This is a genomic window from Chitinophaga sp. ARDCPP14 (assembly GCF_051362515.1).
Taxonomy (GTDB): Bacteria; Bacteroidota; Bacteroidia; order Chitinophagales; family Chitinophagaceae; genus Chitinophaga.
This window is the reverse complement of record NZ_JBKIXB010000003.1, coordinates 508,021-533,264: the sequence shown is the minus strand read 5'-3', so window position 1 is coordinate 533,264 and position 25,244 is coordinate 508,021. Positions and strand designations below refer to the sequence as shown.

Here is a 25,244-nt window from a genome sequence, read left to right as displayed (position 1 = left end):
AAAAAGATAGAAAAGACTGTAAGGAATAAACCGGCTTTCCGACAAAGCAGGAAAGACCATACAACATGAAACACATAAAAAGAATTGCCCCCTGGGTGGCTGCTGCGCTGATACCCCTGGCATTGCCTGCCTGTAAGAAAGATCATTCAGATGGTCCGGATGGTGCGAGTGATAAAACAACCATCACCATTGAAAACGTTTTAGATTCCCGGCCCCTGGTAGAATCGGGCGCCTTCCAGGGAACCGGAACACCGGCGCTGATTTTACCGAGCCAATCCGCTGCCATCACATTTTCTGCCGCCAAAGGTGAGGCCATCACCTTTGCAACGATGTATGGCGCATCCAACGATTTGTTTTTTGCACCGGAAAATCCAGGGATACTGGTATATGACCAGGACGGAAAACCTATTGAAGGCGACGTTTCTTCACAGGTAAAGCTATGGGATAATGGCACCCGTGTAAACCAGGCGCCAGGTGCTGGTGTAGTCCATCCGGGAACTGTTGAAAATAAAAACATCTCGGAAGTCAGTGGTACCGATGCCCAGGGAAATACCTATCTCCCTGCTTCCAAACTGGTAAAAGCAACCCTGAAATACAACGGGAACTCACAGTTTACCCTGACCCTCCGGAATACTTCGGCAGGAACGGCTAACGAAACGCCTTTAAGTCCTGGTGTATGGGCCATATCCTATATCGCAGGCGGCAATTTACTCAATCCGTCCCCGCTGTATGTTAAAGGAATGTCCTCTGCCAATGGTTTAACCTCCATCGCAGAAGCGGGAAATAACATGCCGCTGAAAACGTATATAAGCAGCATCACCGGTATATTTACACCGTTGTCTCCGGTGCTGGTAGTGGTGTATAACGGAATAGAAGATCCGTTGTTTAAAGTGGGAGAGAATGACCGGAACGAAGGATTGAAAGAACTGGCCCAGCAAGGGAATGCGAATATACTCGCCGCTTCATTAAAAACAAAAAGTGGCATTAAATCGGTGTATGTGCTTCCTGCGCCCAACACCACGGTATTACTTCCAAAGATAGGGGAGCAGGCCGGGGGAAATGTTTCCCGGGAAATTACCGTTACAAAAGGCGACAGAGTGGCGATAGCTACCATGTATGGGTTCTCTAACGACTGGTTCTTCGCCACCGGTGCAGATGGCATTGATCCCTTTAAAAAAGGCGATGCTTCCACCGGTATTGCCTTATATAACAATGGAACTGCGGTTGATCAGTTCCCGGGAGCAGGTGTTACACAGTTCAATTTAGCAGGAACGCCGCTCACGGAAAGCAAGCCGATTGCGGTGGTGCCCAATCCCAATTCATTTACCACCTTGCCAGGCATCCCGGAAATGATAAAGGTTACTTTTAAATAGTAGGCATAACGGCGCCCGTCATTTCGGCTACATCAAAACTCAATTTGGCAACATATAGCTTTCCATAGTATCAGACCTTTGAGATGTAAAATTAAATACATCGACAAATGAAAACGATCTTCATTACAGGAGCATCAACAGGTCTGGGCAAAGCAACTGCCAGGTTATTTCAAAGCAAGGGATGGCAGGTGATCGCCACCATGCGTAAGCCGGAAAACGAAACGGAGCTTTCACAATTAGAAAATGTGATCCTGCTGCCGCTCGACGTTACCAATCCGGAACAAATCAACGATTGCGTAAAAAACGTTACCGCAAAATACGATGTGGATGTGGTACTCAATAACGCGGGATATGGACTGATGGGCGCGTTGGACGCATTGAGCGATGAGCAGATTGTAAAACAGCTGAACACCAATTTACTCGGCGTTATAAGAGTTACAAAAGCATTTATTCCTTTTTTCAGGGAAAAGAAACAAGGCTTATTTATTACGATCACTTCCATCGGAGGCTTGGTGGGCTTCCCGCTGGGTTCCACCTATCATGCCACCAAATGGGCACTGGAAGGCTGGAGTGAATCTTTATCTTATGAACTGAGCCTGCATAATATCGGCATCAAAACCGTTGCACCGGGTGGTATTGTTACCGATTTTGCAGGCAGGTCGCTGGAAATGGGCAGTCACCCGGCTTACGAGGACATGATGCAGAAAGTGTTTGCGTTATTCGATCCTGAAGCTTTTTCAACAGCAGACGAAATAGCGGGATTAGTATATGAAGCGGCTACCGACGGGCAAAACAAAATTACCTATGTGGGTGGTGAGTATGCAAATGCGTTATATAACAGACGCCTGGAAATTGGTAAGGAAGCGGCCCGCATCGAGCTTGGTAAAAGTGTGTTAGGAAATTAAGTCTTAAATTTGGTAAATGAAGAAGTCAAATAATATCCCTGCAAAAATAGATTCCATTTCTGAACTTAACAGATTATTGGGGGTACCAAAACCCGTGCATCCTTTGATTGGTTTTTTCGACAACACCAGTATCAAAGTTGATACCAGTCAGCTTCCGGAAGCTTTGTTGCTGAATTTTTACAAGATATCATATAAACTCAATCAGAAAGGCAAAATGGGATATGGGCAGGGATATTATGATTTCGATGAAGGCGGAATGGTGTTTACCGCTCCCAATCAACTGATCACCGTTCCGAATGAAGCGGTATATGAAGGGTTTTCATTGCTTTTTCATCCCGACTTTATCAGGAACTATCCCATTGGGCAAAAAATTAAACAGTACGGATTCTTTTCTTATGATACCAATGAGGCCCTGCATTTATCCGACAAAGAAAAACAGCAGATTTTTACTGTTGTCGAGAGTATAAAAGAAGAACTTAATAATGCTATTGATGCCTTTAGCCAGGACCTCATCGTGTCCTACATTGAGGTATTGCTTAACTATAGCAATCGTTTCTATAAACGCCAGTTTATTACCCGCAAATCTGTGAATCACGATCTGCTTACCGGCATAGAAGAGCTGCTCAATAGTTATTTTGATAAAGAAGAAGGATTGCAGAAAGGTCTTCCCTCGGTTGAATTTTTAGCAGAGCGGCTAAACGTTTCACCACGATACCTGAGTGATATGCTACGTTCGCTCACCGGGCAAAATGCCCAGCAGCATATCCACGAAAAACTGATTGAAAAAGCAAAGGAATACCTGATGTCTACCCAGCTGTCGGTGGCTGAAATTGCTTACCAGCTGGGATTTGAGTATCCTCAGTCTTTTAATAAACTATTCAAGCGGAAAACGAATTTAACCCCGGTAGCGTTTAAGCAGTCATTTCAGGATAATTAAAACAGCGATCGCTTACCCTAAAGCCGCCACTTTTCAAAAGCCGGAAGTATTGTTTTGTAAATTAGAACAGGTTGTATTATTTTCATGCATCACTACCCGTTATAATTAACACTGATACCATCCGTGATCCACGCTAATGAACAGGAATTGTTGCTCTCCGTTGCAAAAGGAGATGAGCGGAGCTTCCAGGTTCTCGTTAAACAATACTGGCCACAGGTATATGGCACGGCGTTACGCCTGACACGTTCTCCCGAACAGGCGAAAGACCTCTCACAGGATATCTTTCTCAAATTATGGAACAACCGGGCAAAGCTTCCCGGCGTGGAAAAAGTGGGTACGTTTATATATGTATGTGCCCGCAATCTTATCATGGACCACCTGGAGAAAAAGGTGCTGCATACTGATAATATTGAATTCCTGGCCGATCATCTTTCCGAAGCTCCATTCAGCGATGCCCAGTCCGGTATGGAATACAAGGAGCTGGAAAAGATCCTGCTGCAGGCCATCGAACATCTCCCGGAGAAAGTAAAGACCGTGTTTGTGTTGCATCGTTTTAACGGGCTAAGTCATGTGCAGATCTCCCGGAAACTGAATATTTCTGTGGTAAGCTCCCAAACCTATATTGTACGGGCGCTGCGCAGCATCCGGGAGTATTTAAGCCGGCATTCCGAAAGTGTTTTCGCCTTGTTGTTCCTGGCTTCCAATCATTTTTCATGAATTTTTCAGTTTTACTGTCTTACCCCTTCTTTGTTTTCCGTCCTTATAACGGGAGATATTAAATCTGTATCAGCATATGTCTGAAATTACTTTTGAAGGTCTGTTTAAAAGATACATGAGCGGAACGCTGAACGCCGGAGAGATCCGGTTGTTCAGAAGCATGGCCCTGCAGCCGGAAAATAAGGCGTTGCTCTCCCAATTGTTGCAGGAGGCTTTTAATGATCCTGCTTATGCTGAAAGCGCAGATTTTGACGCCGGAGAAATGGCGCTGGAAGTGATGATGAAAGCGCGGCAAAGTGAAGCCATACCGGTTTTACATCGTACAAAACCATCCATTGTTGCACGCCCCTGGTTTAAATATGCCGCCGCAGCAGCTATCTTTTTATTGCTGCTGGCTGTAAGCTGGGAGTGGAATAACCGTAAAAAAACAGGGACTGGTACTATAGCGCAGGCGTCGCAATCGCCGCGGGGAACAGCGCGGCCTATGCTGATCCTGGGAGATGGCACCCGCATAGCGCTCGACAGCGCCGCTAACGGCGCCATCGCCCAACAGGGCTCCGCACAGGTAATTAAGCTGGCCAACGGGCAGTTGGCCTATAAACAATTTTCACAGAAGAACACCGGCCTGGTATACAATATCATGCAAACACCCACCGGCTGCCTGTACCAGCTTATTTTACCCGACGGCTCACATGTCTGGCTCAATGCGGCTTCTTCTATCCGTTATCCCACCGCTTTCCCGGAGGATAAAAGAATGGTGGAAGTTTCTGGAGAAGCATACTTCGACATCGCAAAGGATGACAGGAAACCATTTATCGTAACCGCCAAAGGCATGGACGTGCAGGTATTGGGAACGTCGTTTAACGTAATGGCCTATGCCGATGAAGCTGCCGTGAAAACCACGCTGGTACAGGGAGCAGTAAAAATAAACGCGGACAGAATATTACATCCCGGTGAACAGGCGGTACTGCACCACGCTTCCGGTGAGCTGAGCGTGAACAAACCAGACATGGAAGAAATACTCGGTTGGAAAAACGGGGAGTTTTATTTCAGGAATACAGACATCAGCACCATCATGCGGCAGATAGCGCGATGGTATGATATAGAGATAAAGTATGAAGGGGATATGTCCGGCATTGAGCTCTCCGGCATCGTTTCCCGGACAGCAAAGATATCACAGTTACTAAAAGCACTTGAACTAACCAAAATCGTACGTTTTAAGACACAGGGAAGAACTATTACCGTGATGCCTTACCAGGAGGCCAATTAAATCACTCTTTTAAAACAGATATGTCATGACCTGATTGCTGCACGGATCATCCGTAGTAAGCACATCTGCTGAAAACCAATTGCCGGGGGCCCCCGGCGTGGTAAGCTATGTGCGTACCTGACTAAATTTCCACGTTTATGATTGCTAATGTTTAAAATCCACGACTGAAAAATATGATATTCCTTGCCACAGGCACTCTCCCGGCCGTAAAGAAATGGCCCGCCAAACCGCTATGGATCTTTATGACCATCCTGCTGCTGCATTTGAACGCTGCTGCACAACAGGTAACAATTTCCGTAAAAAATGTGCCACTGGAAAAAGTGCTGGTGCTGTTAAAGCAACAAACAGGCTATTCTTTTATCTGGCGCGATCAGCCGGCAGCACTTAACAACGTATCGCTCGAATGCAGGGACCAGCCCCTGGAACAGGTGTTGAAATCCTTCCTGGGTAAGCTTTCCCTCCAATATGAAATAACGGATAAGATAGTAGTGATCACTAAAAAAACAACCTCACTTCCTGCCGGAAAGGAGCTGGACCGGATCACGGTATCCGGGAACATATCAGACGAGAAAGGATCACCGCTGCCAGGCGTGAGCATCCGGGTAAAAGGCACGTCGCTGGGTATTACTACCGACAGCCATGGTAGCTTCACCCTTGCCGTGCCAGATGATAACAGCATCCTGGTTTGTTCGTATGTAGGGTTTGAATCCAAAGAGGTAAACGTTAAGGGGCAGTCGCTCATCAACATTGTGCTGAAGCTGCAAAGCGCTTCGCTGAACGACCTGGTGGTAATTGGCTATGGCACCCAGCAAAAAAAGAACCTGACTTCTTCCGTGAGTTCCATCAAAGGCAGTGAGCTTACCGGCGTTGCAGTAACCAGCCTGGACGCCGCTTTGCAGGGAAAGGCAGCAGGCATACAGGTAGTGCAGAATTCCGGCGCTCCCGGCGATGAAACGTATATCCGTATCCGTGGTAACGGTTCTTTGTTTGGTGAAAACCGCCCGCTATATGTAATAGATGGTGTGCCCATGAGCAATCTTCCTGCCGCCCAATACGGCGTTTCCGGTGATGGACAAAGGATCGCAACTACCAACAACATTAACCCCAACGATATACAGTCGGTGGAAATACTGAAGGATGCCGCCGCCACAGCTATCTATGGCTCCAGGGGCGCCAACGGCGTTATCCTCATCACCACCAAAAGAGGCGCGGAAGGTAAGTCGCGTTTTAATTTCAACATGTATACCGGTGTTGCAGACATCCCCAAACGTTTGCCGCTGCTGAACGGCGAACAGTTTGTAGAACTGTTCCGGGAATCGCGTGTTAATGCAGGATTACCGGTAGATTCTGCGGTAGTGAACACCGACCGTAACACCGACTGGCAGGATGCTATTTTCAGATCGGCGCCGGTATCTAACTATAATTTATCTATCTCCGGGGGCACAGGAAAAACATCACACTATGTATCCCTCGGTTACCTGGATCAAACAGGCACTATTGTAGGTCTGCAACACTATAAACGTTTCAACGGCCGCGTGAACTTTGATTTTGCCGCTACCGACAAGTTAAAGATCGGTGTAAATTTAACAGGGGTAAGATCTACCAACAACCGCATGGACAACAGCTTCTCCGGACAATCAGTACTGGCGCTGGCATTGATAGAAAATCCCAACGATCCCATCTACAATCCTAATGGCACTTACTATGCCGATAGGAACCGCCGCTGGACCAATCCCGTGATGATCGCTAATAACCTCCGGTTCCAGTCGATCGTGAACAGCTATATCGGTAATGTATATGGCGAGTACACCATCCTCCCGGGACTGAAATTTAAAACCAGTTTTGGCTTCGATAACCAGCAGGTAACCGACGACCGGTACCAGTCGAAACTGGTGAACAACGGTTCTGCCGCGAGTGGCTTTGTGTCTGTATTCACACAGTTCTTATGGGTCAATGAAAATACATTATCCTACACGCCGGTGTTAAAAGGCAAACACAAATTAACAGCCCTCCTCGGTCAAAGCGCGCAGGAAGCCAATGTGAGAAGGATCAGTGTTTCCGGCAATACCAATTCAACCGATATCATCGAGGCAGTTACCGGTTTTACGTCCCTTTCTGCGCCGCTGGATTACCGCTCGCAATGGGGACTGGTATCTTATTTCGGCCGCCTCAGTTATAATTACGACGACCGGTATCTGCTGGAAGGAGTACTGCGCACGGATGGTTCCTCACGCTTCGGTGAAAATAAAAAATATGGATTCTTTCCCTCTGTGGCTGCCGGCTGGCGGGTAACCAATGAAGCCTTTATGAAACAGCAGCGTTTTATTAATGAGCTGAAACTGCGTGCCAGCATTGGCGTTACGGGTAACAATGAAGGACTTGGAAGTGACTTTCCCGCACTCGCCACTTATTCCACCGGCTATAATTATGGTTCGGAAGCCGGCATTGCCGCTACCTCTTTGTCAAATGTGGATCTTAGCTGGGAGGCGACTACCGCCACCAACCTCGGGCTGGACCTGAGTTTCTGGGACAGCAGGATCAGTGTTACGGTAGATGCCTACCGCAAACTCACCAACCGTTTGATCTTTAAACTGGATCTTCCCTATACCTCCGGGTTTAACCGCACCAATGGCGCTAATATCGGGCAAATGGTAAATAAAGGATTGGAGATAGGCATTAATACAGACAATATCCGTGGCAAATTTACCTGGAGCACTAACTTTAACTTGTATTTCAACAGGAATAAAATTACCAGTCTGCCTGAAACAGTAGCTGGTGACCCTTCCAGCTCCGACTTTACAGAAAGCCTGCCCGGATCGTTCGGTACCAGTTTGCCCACCAGTATTTTTCGTGTAGGCCAGCCCGTTGGTTCCTTCTTTGGCTATCGCAGCAAAGGAGTAGATCCTAAAACCGGGAACATGATCTATGATGATATTAATGCCGACGGAAGGATAACGGCAGCCGACCGGGTGATCCTCGGCAACGCATTACCGGATTATACCGGTGGCCTTACCAATACTTTTGGTTACAAGGGAATTGACCTGAGCTTCTTCCTGTACTGGTCGTACGGCAATAAGGTATACAACCAAACGCGCAACATGCTGGAACGCATGAGCGGCTACAATAACGGCGACGTACGAACGCTGAACCGCTGGACGCCGGAAAACCCCAATACCGATGTGCCGAAGGCCGTGTTCAACGACCCTGCCACGCCCAATAGTTTAACCAACGGGGAAGTATCGCAGCGCTTCGTGGAAGACGGATCATTTATCAGGATGAAAAATATTACGCTGGGATATACTTTCCGGACAGAGCTGCTCAAAAAGATAAGGATCAGCAGCGCCCGGGTGTATGCCAGTGCGCAAAACCTCTTCCTGATCACCAGCTATTCCGGCCTGGATCCTGAATCGCAGAACCAGTCGGTGAAGAACTCGCAGCTTGGTATCGACTGGGCCGTACAACCGCAGCCGCGCACCTTCCTGCTCGGATTAAATGTGAACTTTTAAAAGCAGCCGCTATGAAAAAATTACGACTTATATATCTTCTCTTCGCATTTGCTTCCTGTACCAAAGTACTGGACCAGGTGCCGGAGTATACCATTGCAGATGAAAACTTCTGGCAAACTGCCAGCGATGCGGAAAGCGCGGCGGTAGGCATTTACCCGGCCATACAAAGTATGTCGATGCAGTTCCCGGTGGCTTTCGATGCCGCCTCCGACGCCACCACCGCTTTACTGATCAATTACAGTCCGTTCACCAATCACGGTATCCCGGTAGATAACGCCATTGTGGCAAGCTACTGGCAGAATAATTACACCGGTATTGGTCGCGCCAATGATTTGCTGAAACATGTGCCTGCCATGAAAGACAGCCTGTTTACAGGCGGGCGGAAGGAACAGTTATTGGGGGAAGCACATTTTCTGCGGGCATATTTTTATTTCAACCTGGTAAAAGCTTATGGCGCTGTGCCAATGGTACTGGAGCCCTATACTTCTTTTAATGCGGATTTTACTATTGCACGGTCGCCTGTCGACAGTGTTTTTCAGCTGATCATTTCAGATTTGAAAGCAGCTGAAGCTGCTTTGCCTGCTACGTTTGCCGCGGCCGCATCTACCAGGGGACGGGCCAGTCAGGGTGCCGCCAAAGCCTTGCTGGCAAAGGCATACCTGAGCGTGAAAAATTACGACTCCGCGGCTGCCAAAGCGCTCGAAGTAATGAATAGCCCGGTATATACGCTGGTAAGCGGCGCTGCGGCCTACAGCAACATGTTCTCCACCGGCGGCAAAAACAGTACAGAAGCGATATTCGAAATACAGTTTGTAAGTTCTTCTTCACAGGCCAACGGCTTATTCAGTTTATATGTGCCGGTGAATGGCATTCCTGCGGGCATACAGCCCGGTAGTTACCAGATAACTCCTACGGCAAAGATCATTGGCACTTATGAAACCGGCGATATCCGGAAGAATGCGGCGTTGGGCCTGACTACTTCCAGCCCTGCGGTGCCGTATGTAAATAAATATACCCGTTTAACCAGTGGTACAGAGCCGGATATTATTGCGTTGCGACTGGCCGATATCATCCTGGTCAGGGCAGAAGCGCTGAACAACCTGGGCAAAACGGCCGAAGCAACAGAGGCGCTGAACATCATCCGCCGCAGGGCTTTTGCAGAGCCATTAACCGCACCGGGTGCACATGACTTTCCCTATGGCGGGGAGACTAATCTTGCTCTCGCGATAGAAAACGAGCGGTTCAAAGAACTCGCTTTTGAAGGTCACCGGTTTTACGATTTGGTGCGTACGGGCAGGGCAGAAGCAGTATTGGGCATTAACGCAGATCAGGCATTGTGGCCTGTTCCGCTGAGGGAGATAGGCCGTAACCCGCGGCTGGTACAGAATCATGGCTACTAACATCTTAAATTTATAAAGATGAAAAGAATTATTTCCACGTTATGGCTGTTGTTAACAGCTGCCTTCTGCTATGCACAGTATACCACCACCTGGGTAGGCAATACTTTTTCCAATGTAACCACTTATGTAGGCAATTGCGCCCGTTCCATGTGGGTGTCGCCGGAAGGAGTGGTGTATACTGCCTCATTATGGGATGAAAAGGGACGCAATATCGGCATCTATCAGAATGGGGCTACCATTGGCGGTATGGGCGGCACTAAAGAATCACAGGGCAGCGCTATTGGTGGTAATGCCACTTATATCTTTACCGCACAACAGGCGCCCAACAGCGGTAAAATAGGACGTTACAATCGCAGCACTAAGCTGCGCGACCTGTTGTTTACTGCCAGCACAGGTACCGGTGATGCCGTTCGCGGTATAGCCGTTTCCGGTGGACGTGTATATGTCAGCGATTCCAGCGGCAACCGCGTGGCGGTATTTACCACCGGTGGCGTTTTAATAAGACAATGGGCCGTTACCTCGCCGGGGCCTATTGCGGTCGACAGTGCCGGCGCTGTTTGGGTGGTGCAGCTGGGTGGCGGTACCATACGCCGTTTCGACTCCACCGGTGTGGCAGGCACGGTGTTGAATGTTGGCGTCACTGCGCGTCCGTCTGCTCTATATGCGGATAGTGCCAGGGGACAATTACTGGTAGGCGATCAGGGACCGGATATGAATATCAAAATTTATACTAACCTAACGGGAACGCCCGTACTGAGTGGAACTTTTGGTGCGTTAGGCGGTTACCTCAATGAAACGGGCAGTATCCGCGGAGCTGCGGGCGACAAGCGTTTTACGCGGATAGTAGGCATCGGCCGCGATGCTTCCGGTAAGTTGTATGTGCTCAACAATCCCTGGGGAGGTACATGGGACCTGGGCAGGAACGGGGCTACTGATATTCATTGCTACAGCACGGCGGATTCACTGTTATGGACTTTACAGGCGCTGAACTTTGAAGGCTGTGCCGCCGCTGATGCCGGCACTGACGGCGAATTGCTTTACAGCGGCAATATCATTTACTCCTATACCGGTACAGATGGCGGTGCGTATGTGGCTAATACCGTGGATCCGTACCGCTATCCCTGGGATGCGCGGATACAGATGAGCGACCGTGGCAGGGGCGAACATTTTGGCCACCTGGCCAATGTAGGCGGCCACCGGATCCTGGTGGCCAACAACCAGAACGCAGACGTGTTTTACACATACTATTTCAATCCTGCTACAGATGGATACATCGCTATACCCGGCGATACCATCTCCAAGGTGAGGAATGGATTTTGTCTTGATTCTTTAGGTGATATCTGGATCTCCCAGGATAAAACAAATGCGATCCAGCATTACCCGTTAACGGGTTTTGCCAGCAACGGCAAGCCTATCTGGGGACCGGTGATATCCACACCTACACCCGCTACCATCGCCCGGTTAAACCAGCTGCAATACATCCCTGCCAGTGATGTGATGGTGCTGGCCGGCGGCAGCACCGACTGGACGCTGATCGGCAACCGCATAGAAGTATATCACGGATGGGTAGCCGGAAATCGTACGCCCGACACCGTTATTACGCTGAGCCGCGCGCAGGCTAAGTCGATGTCGGCCGCAGGAAATTATCTTTTTGTCGGCTACTATGCAATTCCCGATATCGATGTTTTTGATCTTACCACCGGCGCATTGGCGCTTACCATGAACAGCAGCAACCCCAACGTATATGTAGGCAACGATGTGGATTCACAATATGGCATCAAAGCCTATCACCGGTCTACCGGCGAGTACATGATCACCAAAGATGATTACAACGCCAACAAGGTAGTGTTATATCTCTGGACGCCGCCGGCAACCATGGATAGCAGCAGCTCCCTGGCCACCGGTAAACTGGTAACACTGTCTTCGGGATTAAACGTATATCCTAACCCGGTAGTGAATGTTTTGAATGTAGACATCCGGCTAACAAAGCCCAAAACATGTATGGTCAGTATTTACGATCTCTCCGGAAAAATGGTGAAAACAATACCAGGAAAAAGTAGCGGACCGTGGAAGATAGATGTAAGCAGTTTACCGCAGAGTGCCTACATACTGGTGATTTCAGACGCCGGTACTGGTCAGATGATCGGTCAGCGTAAATTTATAAAGCAATAACAGATGAAATATATATGGATGCCGGTGCTGATACTCAGCGCGGTGAGTGGCATGGCCCAGATGAAAGCGCCGGAAGAATGGGTGAATTATGAAACGGTAATGGGCGTACGAAATAACCAACGCCATTATAGCTATGATGTAATGCTGGTGAAGGCTTCCAACACCACCAATGTGTTGTGGCCCGGAGAACAGCCTGCCTATACGATACAGGTGGTAAACCAGCTCGATGAACCCATAACTACTGAGGGGAAGATAGAACTGATCAGCTATGGCACCAAAGGCCGTCCGGGTGACGTGTGGCAGCCGGAGATGGTGAAATTTGCCACTGTCAGCGTTACGCCGGTGAAGGTAAATATTTCCCCGAAGGGATATGTCAACATTGAGCATCTTCCGGTAATTCCTCCGCGTTTTGGTGGTTATGCGCTGGTGATGGATCTCGGCAAATATGGCCGCAGGTTTATTACCAGCCTGGTACGCACCTTTGCCGCAAATCCGCAGCGGATACAGTATCCAAAGCAATCGCTTGATGATATGGGCGCTGATTTCCTGCAGCGGGTAGGCGTGCAGGCCATTCGCATGGGGGTGGACTATACGCCCACTACCGCCAAAGACTATACGGCAAAAATGGAAGCGATTGACCGCAAATTAAAAGAGTACAGGGAGAAGAATATCACCGTGTTGCTGATGTTTGGAGCGGGATCGGCAGACCAGCCACTGGGCAGACCCCGTTCATTTCTTGACACTGCTGCTGTGATGAAAAAAACAAAACAGGACATGGTGTGGATGCCTTCGTCCGATAAGGATTTCCAGGAATTTGTACACCGGCTTTGCGTGCAATATGGCTGGCCTAAAGGACCGGTAACAGCTGTATCCCTGTGGAACGAACCCTGGGAAGGCTTGTCTATTTCCGGCTGGCAATCGGATATTCCGCGTTACCGGGAAATATATACGGTAATGGCCCAGGCCGTACTGGATGGCCGTAAAAAAGGAGCAGACGTGCTGGTAGGCGGTGGCGATTCCAATTCCAATGCCTGGGATAAACTTTTTGCAGATGGTAAAATGACGTTCCTGCCTATCTTCGATTTCTGCTCGATCCACTACCAGGGCCTGGAGTCGCCCGCTATTTATCCGGAATGGGTGAACCGTAAATCGCCGCACGGTCGTGTGAAGATCTGGGATACCGAAAGCTGGGTGGGCAATACCGATGATCGTATAGGCCTCACCGTAGCTACCAGCCGTTCTGCTGGCTACGACCGTTCTATGGGTATTTACGCAGGATATATGTATACCGGTGGCCGGGGCAGTGAACATTTCACCCGTAAAATTAATACGCCTGACGGTGTGAAAGAAATTACGCGTATTCCCGATACCTGGTCGCAGGCCGCGGCGCTGGGCGCCGTGCAGCACCTGGTGGGAGAACGGGATTTTAAACAGCTGTTGTTTACCAAAGGATTACCCTGGGTGATGGTGTTTGACGGGCTTAAAAAAAATCCCGACGATGGCACCGTAGTGATATGTGGCGATATAGGCGAGGCGTTTGGTCCGGAACGGGTGCTCTTCCGGGAAGTGCGGGGACTGGCGCAAACCGCTGCCACTGAAAAGTTACGGGCATCCGGGAAGCCGGTTACCTATGAACCTTTAACGGGGGGGAAGATGATCCTGCCTGCTGCCTTTCAGTTATTCGATTTTTATGGTAACCCTATCTTACCGGTAGGTGGTAAACTTGAAATTCCGCTGAACAGCCAGGGATACTATCTCCGGACAAACGGATCCAAAGGTTCGTTTGCCGCTATGCTGGCGGCGCTGAAAACCGCGCGTATAGAAGGGTATGAGCCGGTGGAAATCATCGCAGAAGATATGACTGCACGTATTGAACAATCACCACTTATGCCGCTCCAGGTGACCAATATGCTGAACCGTCCGGTGCAGGGGCGTTTGCAAATAACTTTGGGGGATCTGGATATTGAAGCTCCTGCTACGGTGAAGCTGGCGCCGCATGAAACCATTACAGTTCCTGTAAAGATCAAAGGGGGAAAGACTTCCGTGAACAATACCTATCCGCTGTCGGTTCATTTTGATGCCGGTGCAGATGGCATGGCAGTGCATGATGAAGATATGCATGTGAACCTGATTTCACGGTTAAGTATACACGTTGATGGCCAGCTGGACGACTGGAAAACGGCATTGCCTCAAACGGTAAGCAGCCAGGGCGTTGCAGAGGTTAGTTTAACAGAAGCTGCCTGGTATCCTTTCAAAAATTTTGACACCCGTGCCAATGGCTATGCCAACGGCTATTTTGCATACGACGATCAATACTTTTATTTTGCCGCCAAAACAGCGGACAGCACGCCGCATCCGGGCACTTACCGTTTTGAGCAGCGCCCGGACGATGAGTTCTTTTATCCCGATACCGCCTATGCCATGGATATGCAGGAGGCGCTGATCAGCAAAGAAGGCAGTGCGCCTGCAGAAGAAGAGGCGGCATTGCAGCTCCCCGCCGGCAATGGCCGTATCCTGCATTACCTGGAAAGCAGCGATAATACCAATTCATTCGGTGTAGACCTGCAATTGGATTCACTCACGCAGGTGGCATTGTACCTGCCTGCATTGCGTGTGCCGGGCGTGGTACTGGAAGTATACAGTAACGGCGGCCGTTTGTTGCAACGCAACATCAACAACCTCTGGAATGGCGCCTGGGAGGTATTGCAGCTTTCCGGGAAAGTGAGAATTGTATTGCATAGCAAAGGCTGGTGGTATACACCCAAACTGGCAGCGTTGTTATTCGATGCACCTACTGCTGCTGCCGGTTTTTTTGTAAAAGAAGATTTCGATACCCGTGGCAACTGGAGAAACGTATATGGCAAGGCAGGGTATTATATAGTAGGTGTGCCGCCGCAATTGCCGGCTGGTGTTGTGTTATCGCTGGTGAATAAAGAAGTGAAGTTTCCACTGATTTGGCCTTCGGGAGTGCGGCATTATACCTACCGTAAAAACCCGGTAACACCGGATAATTCCGGCCTGGGATATGCTTACGATAATGTGTTGCTGGCATTTAATGTACTGCCTGAAGGAAAAGACGGGATGCTGGCTTATCCGCCGGGTACCATGCCGCGTTACACCGGGTATAAATGTACTGATTACGAATATGCGCTCAACCAGGTGTCGCCGGAATATGGCGGTGGCACTGAAATATGGCGGTTGCTGGCGCCGGGCTTGAACCGTAAACACTTTTTTCCGCGACAGCCACGGTCGGAAGGGGAAGGACCGGTAAGAAATGGGAAGCTAGCGGTGCGCAGAGAGGGCAATACGCTGATCACAGAGTGTGCTATTCCATGGTCGGAGTTGCCGGAAGTAAAGGCGGCCATTGACAAAAGACAGGCAATTAAGCTATCATTCAGGGTAAACGATAACGGCGCGCCCGGCAGCTGCATGGAGCTGGCAAAGGAGAGGAGCGTATCAAAACTGAATGCGAGGGCGTTTCATCCCGATTGGAAAGCACATTGGGCCAATGAAGTAAAGTTCCGCGCGGAGTGATAGCAACGGGGAATTCCATCAGCCGAATGACTGCCTGAACTCCAAAGGTGAAAGATTGGTTTTGCTTTTAAACAATTTGCTGAATGATTGCGAATGTTCAAAGCCTAATTCATAAGCAATCTCGCTTACTGATAAATCGGTAGTGGATAATTTCTCTTTGGCTTTTTCAATCAGCTTTTCATGAATGTGTTGTTGTGCCGTTTGCCCTGTCAGTACCTTTAATAAACTGCTTAAATATTTAGGTGACACGTTTAATGTACCGGCTATATATTGAACAGTAGGTAACCCTTTTTCCATCAGGTTATCACTGCTGAAATAATCTGTCAGCAATTCTTCCAAACGGTTTAGAATTTTGTGATTGGTAATTTTTCTTGTAATGAACTGGCGATGATAGAACCTTTCAGCGTAGTTGAATAACGTTTCTATTTGCGGGATAATGATTTGCTGGCTGAAATTATCAATATTGGAATGATATTCCTGCTGAATGTTTTGAAAGATGTTATTGATAACTATTTCTTCTTTTTCGGAAAGCAGCAACGCTTCGTTTACAGAATAATCAAAATATTCATATTGCTTAATGGTTTTGGCCAAAGGAGTATTCCATAAGAAATCGGGGTGGATCAGCAGCATCCAACCTGAGCGTTTTGCCGTTAGGTTCGGATTAACTTCAAGCCTGAAAACCTGGTTGGGTGAAATAAAAAACATGACACCTTCATCGAAATCATATTCCTGTTGTCCATACACCACCTTGCCGCTCAAGCCCCGTTTTACAGAGATAGAGTAGAAGTCGCAAATCCAGTTTATCCCGCTGTTTTCTGGATGCGGCATCGTAGCATAATCTATCACACTGATTAGCGGGTGCTCAGGTTTTGGCAAATTCCGGAGTTGATGAAATTCGCTGATTGTTTTAATCCGGTATGTTTTTGTACCTGCCATAATATATTAAACCATTAAGGAACCAGGATTTCCTTAATTCCTTAATGGTTTTATTTTTTAATAATTAAAGATAGTCATTTTGCTATTGATTATAAACCGCCGCAAACTCCTTTACAAAATCAGTAAGTTTAACTTTTCCCAGTACTGGTTTATTCCGGTAATAGTCTTCATACAGCATACCTCTACCCATACCGGCCTGCATTTCTACAAATCCTTTCGCAATTTGCGGGTTCATCCCTGCCGACAGCCAACCGCCCAGCAACTGTTCATCAGGGATGACCAGCCATTTCAGATCAGGCTTCCCGATTGCCTGACCAAGAAAATAAGCAGCTTCATCCGGCGAAAATTCGTCGCTTGCGATATAACGGATTTGCCTCCCTTCAAAAGGTTGCTCCATTTCTTCAGCAATAACATCTGCGATGTCTAAAGGTGAAACCCAGGGTTCTTTGTTGGCGCCTCCGTAATTTTGTATGATAGCGCCTTGTGTTTTTATGGTGCGTACAAACGAAAACATATTGGTGTAAAAGCCAACAGGGCGCATAAATTTAATAGAAACATCATCCGGCAGTTGCTTTAATATGTTTTCTACATTGTGATGAAAGATAAGTATGCCGTTGTCTTTGTCCATATGCGCGCCAACACTGCTGAGATGCACCACACGCTTTACGCCCGATTGCAGGATAGCTTGTTTGTAATTATGGCCAATCTGGTTAATGGTAGCGATGAAGTCAACGTCCTGATCAAAGAAGCCGCCGGCAGCGTCGAGTGTTTCCATAACATACACGATATCTGCTCCTTTGAAAGCGACTGACAGAAAATCAGCGTCTTTTATGCTGCCGATAGCCGCTTTTGCACCTAATGCCTCAATGTCTTTTTGTCTTTCGGCGTTGCTGCTGATAACAGTAACCATATGTCCTTTTTGCACTAAATCCTGTGCGAGCGGTTTTCCAATGTTCCCTAACGAACCTGTAAGTACGATGTTCATATAATTGTTTTGTTGTTGATGCAAAGGTCCGCAGCAATCACAAAACAGATGTAGCCAAAGTACTCATTGTTGTAGTCAAAAGGATGGAATCAGGGAGATGTACTACAGCTCCATGAACTCCGCCGCTGTAATTACATTTGCATAGAGGCCATTAAGGGCGGTCATTCCGGCGAGGTAAGCACTGTTTATTGCTTCGGCCTTTATTGTTTTACCATACAGCTCACGGTTCCGGGTAGCACAGGCATCACCGATAACAATACAGGTGAAACCGAGGTCCATTGCAGCCCGTACAGTGGCATCCACGCACACATCCGTCATCATGCCACAAATAACGAGACTGGTCATACCGTTTTGCTGCAGATATGCCAGCAGTGCTGTTTCCCGGAAGCTATTCGGATAGTTTTTGATGATTACTTTTTCATCCGGGGTGGGACTTACACAGTGATGTATGTCAGCGCCGTTGGTGTTGGGAAGGAAAAAAACTGCGCCTTCGTTAGTGGCCAAGTGTTGTATATGAACAACCGGCATATGCTGTTTTCTTGCAGTTTGTAATACCAGCTGTGCCTGTTTGCCAGCTTCCGCAGCATTTACCAAGGCATGTTTTCCGCCATCAAAATAATCATTCTGTACATCAATAATCAATAGTGCTTTTTTCATATCCTTGTTTTTTAGGCCATAAAAGTAGCGGGCTTCTATTTCCTGGAATTTGAACTAGTTCAAAAAATGCACTATTTGCCGGACAGCTTCTTCCTGATTTTACTTAAAAATTCGTGTGATATACCGAGATAGGCGGCCAGCTGTTGCTGATTGAGGCGTTGTTCGAGGTCCGGGTATTTTTCTATAAATTCCAGGTAACGCTTATCGGCAGTTTTGCCTAATGAAGAAATGACCCTGCGTTGAAAGGTAACCAGTGATTTCTGGTTCATGATCCGGAACATCTTTTCTACTTTGGGGAGCGTTTCGTACAGGAAGTCTTTATCCGGCTTATTGATGAGGAGTACTTCACTGTCTTCCAATGCCTCAATATTCAGGATAGAGGGCTTCTGGTTAATAAAACTGTCTATATCTGTTGCCCACCAGCCTTCTACCGCGAAGTACAGGATCTGGGCATCGCCTTTTTCGTCAGAATAATAAATACGGAAACAGCCTTTGGTTACAAAAGCCTCATATTTGCAGGTGTCGTTTTCCCGCAGAAGAAATGCTTTTTTCTTTATCTTCCTGTGATGAAAATTAACAGTAAACTGATCAAATTCCGCGTCTGTAATCTGGATGTACTGTTCGACATTCTTTCTAAGCAGTTCAAAGTCGGTCATAAATATCTGTTGTGCATCAGCTTTTTGAAGCTGCCAAACTTTCAACGGGTAAACGTTTCTCTTTTCTATTTTTATTGCCTTTCTTCAGCCAATTCCTTACCGGCTCATCGTAAAACCGCAGCACCAGGTACGCGAGTAAAACAGATCCCGCAAATACGGCAGTGGCAGCCAGGTACATTTCTCCCTGACCAGGCTTCTTTGCATTAAGATAGTTGCCAAAGATCCATACCGCCCATATATGCGTCATGTACAAAGGATAAGACAAGCGGCCGGTAAAGGTGCAGAAACTGCGTATCCAGCCATGTGCCGCGGCGCCGGCGCCCAGCGATAAAAGTAACGGGAAGGCAAACATCACCAGTATCATCTCCGTAATCCAGTCGTTGGTACGGTGAGGCGACATAAATATGCCAATCAGCAAACCGCCCAACAGCAGGAAGTTCAGCTGGTTCCTGATGATCAGGTTAAAACGATATACCGAAAGCCCGGCCAGGAAAGAGAAGGATACCCGCGCAAAACCATCCGCAAAAGTAGGTGCATCCCAACCGGTAATGATCCAGCCCCGGTACCTGGCTACAGCCGCAATCCATATGGCTGACAAGCCCAGTAAAACCAGCAGCCAGCGCTTAGCAACGCGTAACAATACCAGCCCGTAAACGATGTTGATGATATACTCCATCAACAGCGACCACGCCGGGGTATTGTATGGAAATAACCCATTGCCTCTTCCCGGGAACCAGGGAAAAGGTAACATCAGCAACGAACATACGAAAGCAAGGACTATTTTGCCTATGCCCGCTTCTGCAACGGAAGCCGCACCGATATAGGGATCGAAGATAAAGCCAAGCAAACCAATTACGCTGCCCCATATCACCATAGGATGCAGGCGTATCAGGCGGTTACGGAAAAAAGTCCGCAGGCCGAGTTGCGGCGCCCGTTCATCGTAGGCATAACCGATCACAAAACCTGATAAGCAAAAGAAAAAATCCACCGCCAGGTAACCATGGCCAATCGGACTTTTGGTATAATCGGGAACCATGAATTCATACAGGTGGAATACCACAATGGAAAGAGCCGCCAGTCCTCTCAAACCATCCAGTACCTCAAAATGTTGCTTTGATTTTAGCAGGCTGCTGTCCATAACGATTGAATATAGTATGATTAAAATAGCTTACCATACCATCAAAGAAAAGCTTTTGATAAAATACAGTTAGTTTTGGTGAAGAAGGTATTATGAAGGGATATTATTTGCAACTTTTTTGTATTTTGTATCAAAAATATCAATATGGCTTTCCTTTTTAAATGTGCCCAGGAACAGACCTATCAGTTTGTTAATCTTGATAATGTTACGCATATTATGGTAGATGCAGATAGCAACGGGATACAGTTCTTTCTTGCTCCCGCAGGGCCTTCACAACAGAGTATTTATTGGAGTTATACGGCTCCGGAACCGTTTAATTATGACTTGAAGCGGCTGGCATCATTGGATGTTATGTTGCCCAGGTAAACTATCAACAGAAATGGCATGAAAAATTCTTTATAACATAAAAAAGCCGGCTATTACAGCCGGCTTTTTTATGCAGAATACTATTTTATTTCCAGCCACCTCCAAGATCCCTATAAACATTAATCACAGCATTGAGCTGTTGTTTTTTTGTTTCAATCAGGTCGAGTTTGGATTCCAAGGCATCCCGTTGTGTCATCAGCACTTCCAGATAATCGGCCCTGGCCGACTTGAACAGGTCGTTGGAAATATCGATGGAACGGGTGAGGGCATCCACCTGTTTCGATTTCAGATCATAGCTCTTTTCCAGGTTACTGATGCTGGAAAGCTGATTGGAAACTTCGAAGTATGCATTTAAAATGGTGCGCTCATAATTATATATGGCCTGCAATTGCCGTGCATTGGCGTTACTGAATTCGGCTTTAATGGCATTCCGGTTGATAAGCGGCCCTGCCAGGTCTCCTGCAAGAGAGTACAATAAAGACTCCGGCATCTTGAACAGGTAAGACGGCTTAAATGCCTGGAATCCTGCTCCTGCAGAAATGCCCAGGGAAGGATAGAATTCTGCCCGCGCAATTTTTACATCCAGTTTCGCAGCAGCCAATTCCAATTCTGCTTTCTTAATGTCCGGCCGGTTAGCCAATAATTGTGAAGGAATACCGGAACTTACCGCCGGAGGCACCGCGCTCAGGAAGTTACCCTTGTCCCGGGTAATCTCCTGCGGATAGCGTCCCAGCAGGAAGTTGATCTTGTTTTCTGTTTCTTTTATATTTTGAAGAATGTCGAATTCCAGGCTTTGCGACTTCAGTACTTCGGCCTGAAATTTCTGCACGGCCAGCTCCGTTACCCTGGTGGCTTCTTTCTGCACTTTTACAATCTCAAGGGCATTTTTTTGCAGCTCAATGTTTTGTTTAACAATCAGGAGCTGGTTGTCGAGAGCCAGGAGTTCATAGTAAGAATTAGCTACTTCCGCAACGAGGTTTGTCAGTACAAAGTTTTTGCCCTCCACGGTAGATAAATACCTGGTTACCGCGGCCTTTTTGGCGTTATGTAACTTCTTCCAGATATCCACTTCCCAGTTGGCATAAGCGCCGATAGACAAATCCGTTAACGGATCGGGCATTTCTTTACCGGGAGTGATTTCCGTAGAGGCGTCACCGGCGCCCTGGCTGGTATATCTTCCTACTTTTTCCACGCCAACACCCGCTCTGGCGGTCACTGTTGGCAGCAACGCACCCTGTCTGAACCGGATATCATTCCTCGCTATTTCCACTTCCTGCAGGGTGACCATCAACTCCTGGTTGTTTTTCAACGCAGTGTCTACCAGGTCCGCGAGGTTTTTATCGGTGAAAAAGTTTCTCCATTCAATAGCTGCCGTATTTGTCGTATCCCCGTTGCCGTTATAAGACCCGGGAACGGACCTGTTCTCAGCCGAGGGCAGGCTGGCCGGCACCCTGCAACTGGCGATGGCCAGGCAGATACCAACCAGGCCAACGCCGCTATGTATCCTGAATTTATACATTGTTATCAATTTCTTCTGTTAAAGGATTTTCTTCTTCGTCTTTCACAAGTGCATGTCCTTCTGCAAGTCTGCCGAAGATGTAGTACAGTCCGGGTATGATCAGCACGCCGAAAATAGTTCCGAAAAGCATACCTCCGGCAGCGGCGGTACCAATGGTACGGTTACCAACCCTGCCTGGGCCGGAGGCCAGTACCAGCGGGATCAGCCCTGCAATAAACGCGAAGGAGGTCATGAGGATAGGCCGGAACCTTACCTTTGATCCTTCCATGGCCGCTTTCAGCACCGTTTCCCCCGCGCGGTGTTTCTGCACCGCAAACTCCACGATCAGCACCGCATTTTTACCCAGCAAACCGATGAGCATCACCATGGCTACCTGCGCATAAATGTTATTCTCCAGTCCCAGGCATTTCAATAAAAAGAATGCGCCGAAGATACCGGGAGGTAAGGAGAGAATTACTGCCAGCGGCAGGATAAAGCTCTCGTATTGTGCAGCCAGGATCAGGTATACGAAACCAAGACAGATCAGGAATATATAGATGGCCTGGTTGCCCTGGGCCACCTCGTCTTTTGAAATACCGGCCCAGTCGATTCCAAACCCTCTCGGGAGGCTCTTTTGCGCCACTTCATTGATTACCTTGATGGCCTCACCGCTACTGTACCCCGGTGCGGCGGCGCCGCTGATTTCCGAGGCGTTGTACATATTATGCCGGGTGATCTCTGATAAGCCGTACACCTTTTCCATTTTCATGAAATCCGAAAACGGCACCATCTCATCACGGTCGTTCTTCACGTAAAGCTTCAGGATATCGTCGGGTAATGCCCTGTACTGTGGCGATGCCTGTACGATCACTTTATACTGGCGATCGAATTTGATAAAGCTGATTTCGTAGTTACTGCCCACCAGGGTGGACAGCGTATTCATGGCATTGTCGATGCTGACGCCTTTTTGCTGCGCGATATCATTATCAATTCTCAGCATATACTGCGGGAAGCTGGCACTGTAGAAGCTGAATACAGACGACAGTTCCGGGCGTTTGCCCAGTTCTTTCACAAAGTCGCGGCTCACTGTTTCCATCTTCTTATAATCACCTGATCCGGCTTTATCCAGCAAACGTAATTCGAAGCCACCGGCGGCTCCGTAGCCCGGCACAGCAGGCGGCTGGAAAAATTCGATAGTGGCGCCCGTGATGTCTTTGGATTTTTCTTCCAGTTCACTGATGATTTCCTGGACAGAATGTTTCCTGTCTTCCCAGCTCTTCAGGTTAATGAGGCAAGTGCCCGAATTGGAACCCGTTCCTTCAGTAAGAATTTCATAACCCGCCAGGGAAGAAACGGATTGTACGCCTTCCACGCCTTCAGCAATTTTCTGCAGCTTTTCAGCAATCTGGTTGGTTCTTTCCAGGGATGATCCGGGTGGCGTTTGTATGATGGCATAGAACATTCCCTGATCTTCGTTGGGAATAAAGCCCGAAGGGACCGTTTTATTCATGACCCATATTCCGGCACAGAAAGCCACCAGTATACCAAAGGTGAGCGCCCGCCTGTTAACGATGACACCCAGTATTTTCTGATACTTTCCGGAGGTGCGGTTGAATGAATTATTAAAGCCGTCCAGGAATTTGCTGAGCGCATTTTTCTTTTTGGCTTCTCCATGTGTATTCTTCAGGATCATGGCGCAAAGCGCTGGTGTAAGCGTAAGCGCTACCACCCCCGACAGGATAATGGCGGTGGCCATGGTGATGGAAAACTGCCGGTAGAAGATACCTACCGGGCCCGACATGAATGCAACCGGGATAAACACTGCTGCCATCAGAAACGTGATAGCCACGATAGCGCCGGCGATTTCATGCATGGCTTTTTTGGTGGCCTTCAGCGGTGAGAGGTGTTCTTCTTCCATTTTTGCATGCACCGCTTCAATTACCACGATCGCATCATCTACTACCACGCCGATGGCCAGCACCAGCGCAAACAGCGTGATGAGGTTGAGCGTGATACCCAAAAACTGCATGAATACAAATGTTCCGATGAGCGACACCGGTACGGCCATAGCAGGAATGAGGGTCGAGCGCCAGTCACCCAGAAACAGGAATACCACCAAACCTACCAGCACAAAGGCTTCCAGCAGAGTATGGATTACCTTTTCAATGGAGGCGTCGAGGAATTTGGATACATCATAGCTGATTTCATAATCCATTCCTTTGGGAAACGAATTGGCTTTGATCTCCGCCATTTTGGCCTTTACATCCTTGATCACCTGGCTGGCATTACTTCCGTACGATTGCTTGAGCACAATGGCCGCCGAAGGTTTGCCGTTCAGGTTGGAATAGATATCGTACATAGAGCTGCCAAATTCCACGTCGGCTACATCTTTCAGCCGCAGTATTTCGCCGTTCGGGCTGGACCGGAGGATCACATTTTCATATCCTTCCTTATTCGTAAACCTTCCGGGGTATTTCAGCACATATTCAAAGGTCTGGGATCTTTTCCCGGAGCTTTCGCCGGTTTTACCGGGAGATGCTTCCAGGCTTTGTTCACCCAGTGCCTTCATTACTTCGTCGGCGGAAATTTTGTAAGCCAGCATGCGGTCTGGTTTCAGCCAGATCCTCATGGCATATTCCCGGTTACCGAGAATGTCAGCGAAGCCAACGCCATCTACTCTTTTTAATTCCGGTAAGATGTTGATATCAGCGAAATTGAAAAGGAATTTCTGGTCCGTTTGCGGATCATCACTGTAAAGGTTGATGTACATGAGCATGTTGGATTCCTCACGGGTGATCTTTACACCTTCACGTACGACCAGTGGCGGCAGTTTGTTCACTACGGATGCCACGCGGTTTTGAACATTCAACGATGCCTGGTTTGGATCGGTACCCAGGTTGAATACGACCTGGATAGAAGCCTCTCCATCATTACCCGCATCGGAGGCAATGTATTTCATTCCCGGAACGCCGTTGATGGCCCTTTCCAGCGGAATGATCACTGATTTGATCATCAATTCACCGTTCGCTCCCGGGTATTCCGCGGTTACATTCACCTTTGGCGGCGATATGGAAGGGAACTGGGTTACCGGTAGCTGAGATATGGCTAAAGCGCCGAGGAAAACGATAATGAGCGATATTACTATGGACAGAACCGGTCGCTGTATAAACTTATTAAGCATTGATCTACACTAT

At 48.0% G+C, this 25,244-nt stretch carries 16 protein-coding genes; 9 read left to right on the top strand and 7 right to left on the bottom strand.

What is annotated here, in order from left to right:
• Window positions 1-65: 65 nt before the first annotated feature.
• The 9 genes from ACLHR0_RS11265 (at window position 66) to ACLHR0_RS11225 (ending at window position 15,814) form a co-directional block, all read left to right on the top strand.
• Entirely contained in the window at window positions 66-1,373 is a 1,308-nt protein-coding gene (locus tag ACLHR0_RS11265; RefSeq protein ID WP_436486596.1) for a spondin domain-containing protein, read from the top strand.
• Window positions 1,374-1,480: 107 nt separating this feature from the next.
• Entirely contained in the window at window positions 1,481-2,278 is a 798-nt protein-coding gene (locus tag ACLHR0_RS11260) for an SDR family oxidoreductase (protein ID WP_436486594.1), read from the top strand.
• 16 nt (window positions 2,279-2,294) lie between these two features.
• On the top strand, window positions 2,295-3,215 hold the full coding sequence (locus tag ACLHR0_RS11255; protein WP_436486592.1) for a helix-turn-helix domain-containing protein: 921 nt from the start codon (window positions 2,295-2,297) through the stop codon (window positions 3,213-3,215).
• 123 nt (window positions 3,216-3,338) lie between these two features.
• On the top strand, window positions 3,339-3,932 hold the full coding sequence (locus ACLHR0_RS11250) for an RNA polymerase sigma factor (RefSeq protein WP_436486590.1): 594 nt from the start codon (window positions 3,339-3,341) through the stop codon (window positions 3,930-3,932).
• 76 nt (window positions 3,933-4,008) lie between these two features.
• Window positions 4,009-5,202: a FecR family protein gene (locus ACLHR0_RS11245; protein ID WP_436486588.1), complete on the top strand. Its 1,194-nt coding sequence runs from the start codon at window positions 4,009-4,011 to the stop codon at window positions 5,200-5,202.
• A gap of 173 nt (window positions 5,203-5,375) precedes the next feature.
• Window positions 5,376-8,708 carry a SusC/RagA family TonB-linked outer membrane protein gene (locus ACLHR0_RS11240; RefSeq protein WP_436486586.1) on the top strand — a complete coding sequence of 1,111 codons (3,333 nt, stop codon included), beginning with the start codon at window positions 5,376-5,378 and terminating at the stop codon, window positions 8,706-8,708.
• A gap of 11 nt (window positions 8,709-8,719) precedes the next feature.
• Window positions 8,720-10,108, top strand: coding sequence for a RagB/SusD family nutrient uptake outer membrane protein (locus ACLHR0_RS11235; RefSeq protein ID WP_436486584.1), 1,389 nt, complete (start codon window positions 8,720-8,722; stop codon window positions 10,106-10,108).
• Between the two features lie 18 nt (window positions 10,109-10,126).
• Window positions 10,127-12,280: a T9SS type A sorting domain-containing protein gene (locus tag ACLHR0_RS11230; protein ID WP_436486582.1), complete on the top strand. Its 2,154-nt coding sequence runs from the start codon at window positions 10,127-10,129 to the stop codon at window positions 12,278-12,280.
• A 3-nt stretch (window positions 12,281-12,283) separates the two neighbouring features.
• Window positions 12,284-15,814, top strand: a complete 3,531-nt coding sequence (locus ACLHR0_RS11225) for a hypothetical protein (protein ID WP_436486580.1) — start codon at window positions 12,284-12,286, stop codon at window positions 15,812-15,814.
• Between the two features lie 18 nt (window positions 15,815-15,832).
• Here the strand turns inward: ACLHR0_RS11225 and ACLHR0_RS11220 are convergent, their stop codons facing one another.
• From ACLHR0_RS11220 to ACLHR0_RS11190, 7 genes are all read right to left on the bottom strand, one after another.
• A complete protein-coding gene (locus tag ACLHR0_RS11220) occupies window positions 15,833-16,750 on the bottom strand; it encodes an AraC family transcriptional regulator (protein ID WP_429048438.1) in 918 nt (305 codons plus the stop codon).
• Between the two features lie 82 nt (window positions 16,751-16,832).
• Window positions 16,833-17,735 carry an NmrA family NAD(P)-binding protein gene (locus tag ACLHR0_RS11215; protein WP_436486578.1) on the bottom strand — a complete coding sequence of 301 codons (903 nt, stop codon included), beginning with the start codon at window positions 17,733-17,735 and terminating at the stop codon, window positions 16,833-16,835.
• 102 nt (window positions 17,736-17,837) lie between these two features.
• Window positions 17,838-18,392, bottom strand: a complete 555-nt coding sequence (locus ACLHR0_RS11210) for a cysteine hydrolase family protein (RefSeq protein ID WP_436486576.1) — start codon at window positions 18,390-18,392, stop codon at window positions 17,838-17,840.
• A 71-nt stretch (window positions 18,393-18,463) separates the two neighbouring features.
• The gene (locus ACLHR0_RS11205) at window positions 18,464-19,048 is read right to left on the bottom strand and encodes a Crp/Fnr family transcriptional regulator (RefSeq protein WP_436486574.1); all 585 of its coding nucleotides are present in this window, start codon (window positions 19,046-19,048) and stop codon (window positions 18,464-18,466) included.
• Between the two features lie 16 nt (window positions 19,049-19,064).
• On the bottom strand, window positions 19,065-20,186 hold the full coding sequence (locus tag ACLHR0_RS11200; RefSeq protein WP_436486572.1) for an acyltransferase family protein: 1,122 nt from the start codon (window positions 20,184-20,186) through the stop codon (window positions 19,065-19,067).
• 451 nt (window positions 20,187-20,637) lie between these two features.
• Window positions 20,638-22,071 (bottom strand): TolC family protein, encoded by a 1,434-nt coding sequence (locus tag ACLHR0_RS11195; protein WP_436486570.1) that lies wholly within the window; start codon window positions 22,069-22,071, stop codon window positions 20,638-20,640.
• Entirely contained in the window at window positions 22,064-25,231 is a 3,168-nt protein-coding gene (locus ACLHR0_RS11190) for an efflux RND transporter permease subunit (RefSeq protein ID WP_436486569.1), read from the bottom strand. The genes ACLHR0_RS11195 and ACLHR0_RS11190 overlap by 8 nt, the downstream gene beginning before the upstream one ends.
• Between the last annotated feature and the right edge of the window lie 13 nt (window positions 25,232-25,244).

What these genes read in the sequence shown, in the direction of transcription:
- ACLHR0_RS11245 (WP_436486588.1), top strand. Translation starts at nt 4,009, where the DNA reads ATGTCTGAAATTACTTTTGAAGGTCTGTTTAAAAGATACATGAGCGGA.
- ACLHR0_RS11230 (WP_436486582.1), top strand. Translation starts at nt 10,127, where the DNA reads ATGAAAAGAATTATTTCCACGTTATGGCTGTTGTTAACAGCTGCCTTC.
- ACLHR0_RS11235 (WP_436486584.1), top strand. Translation starts at nt 8,720, where the DNA reads ATGAAAAAATTACGACTTATATATCTTCTCTTCGCATTTGCTTCCTGT.
- ACLHR0_RS11255 (WP_436486592.1), top strand. Translation starts at nt 2,295, where the DNA reads ATGAAGAAGTCAAATAATATCCCTGCAAAAATAGATTCCATTTCTGAA.
- ACLHR0_RS11205 (WP_436486574.1), bottom strand. Translation starts at nt 19,048, where the DNA reads ATGACCGACTTTGAACTGCTTAGAAAGAATGTCGAACAGTACATCCAG.
- ACLHR0_RS11190 (WP_436486569.1), bottom strand. Translation starts at nt 25,231, where the DNA reads ATGCTTAATAAGTTTATACAGCGACCGGTTCTGTCCATAGTAATATCG.
- ACLHR0_RS11265 (WP_436486596.1), top strand. Translation starts at nt 66, where the DNA reads ATGAAACACATAAAAAGAATTGCCCCCTGGGTGGCTGCTGCGCTGATA.
- ACLHR0_RS11225 (WP_436486580.1), top strand. Translation starts at nt 12,284, where the DNA reads ATGAAATATATATGGATGCCGGTGCTGATACTCAGCGCGGTGAGTGGC.
- ACLHR0_RS11210 (WP_436486576.1), bottom strand. Translation starts at nt 18,392, where the DNA reads ATGAAAAAAGCACTATTGATTATTGATGTACAGAATGATTATTTTGAT.
- ACLHR0_RS11195 (WP_436486570.1), bottom strand. Translation starts at nt 22,071, where the DNA reads ATGTATAAATTCAGGATACATAGCGGCGTTGGCCTGGTTGGTATCTGC.
- ACLHR0_RS11215 (WP_436486578.1), bottom strand. Translation starts at nt 17,735, where the DNA reads ATGAACATCGTACTTACAGGTTCGTTAGGGAACATTGGAAAACCGCTC.
- ACLHR0_RS11260 (WP_436486594.1), top strand. Translation starts at nt 1,481, where the DNA reads ATGAAAACGATCTTCATTACAGGAGCATCAACAGGTCTGGGCAAAGCA.
- ACLHR0_RS11200 (WP_436486572.1), bottom strand. Translation starts at nt 20,186, where the DNA reads ATGGACAGCAGCCTGCTAAAATCAAAGCAACATTTTGAGGTACTGGAT.
- ACLHR0_RS11220 (WP_429048438.1), bottom strand. Translation starts at nt 16,750, where the DNA reads ATGGCAGGTACAAAAACATACCGGATTAAAACAATCAGCGAATTTCAT.
- ACLHR0_RS11240 (WP_436486586.1), top strand. Translation starts at nt 5,376, where the DNA reads ATGATATTCCTTGCCACAGGCACTCTCCCGGCCGTAAAGAAATGGCCC.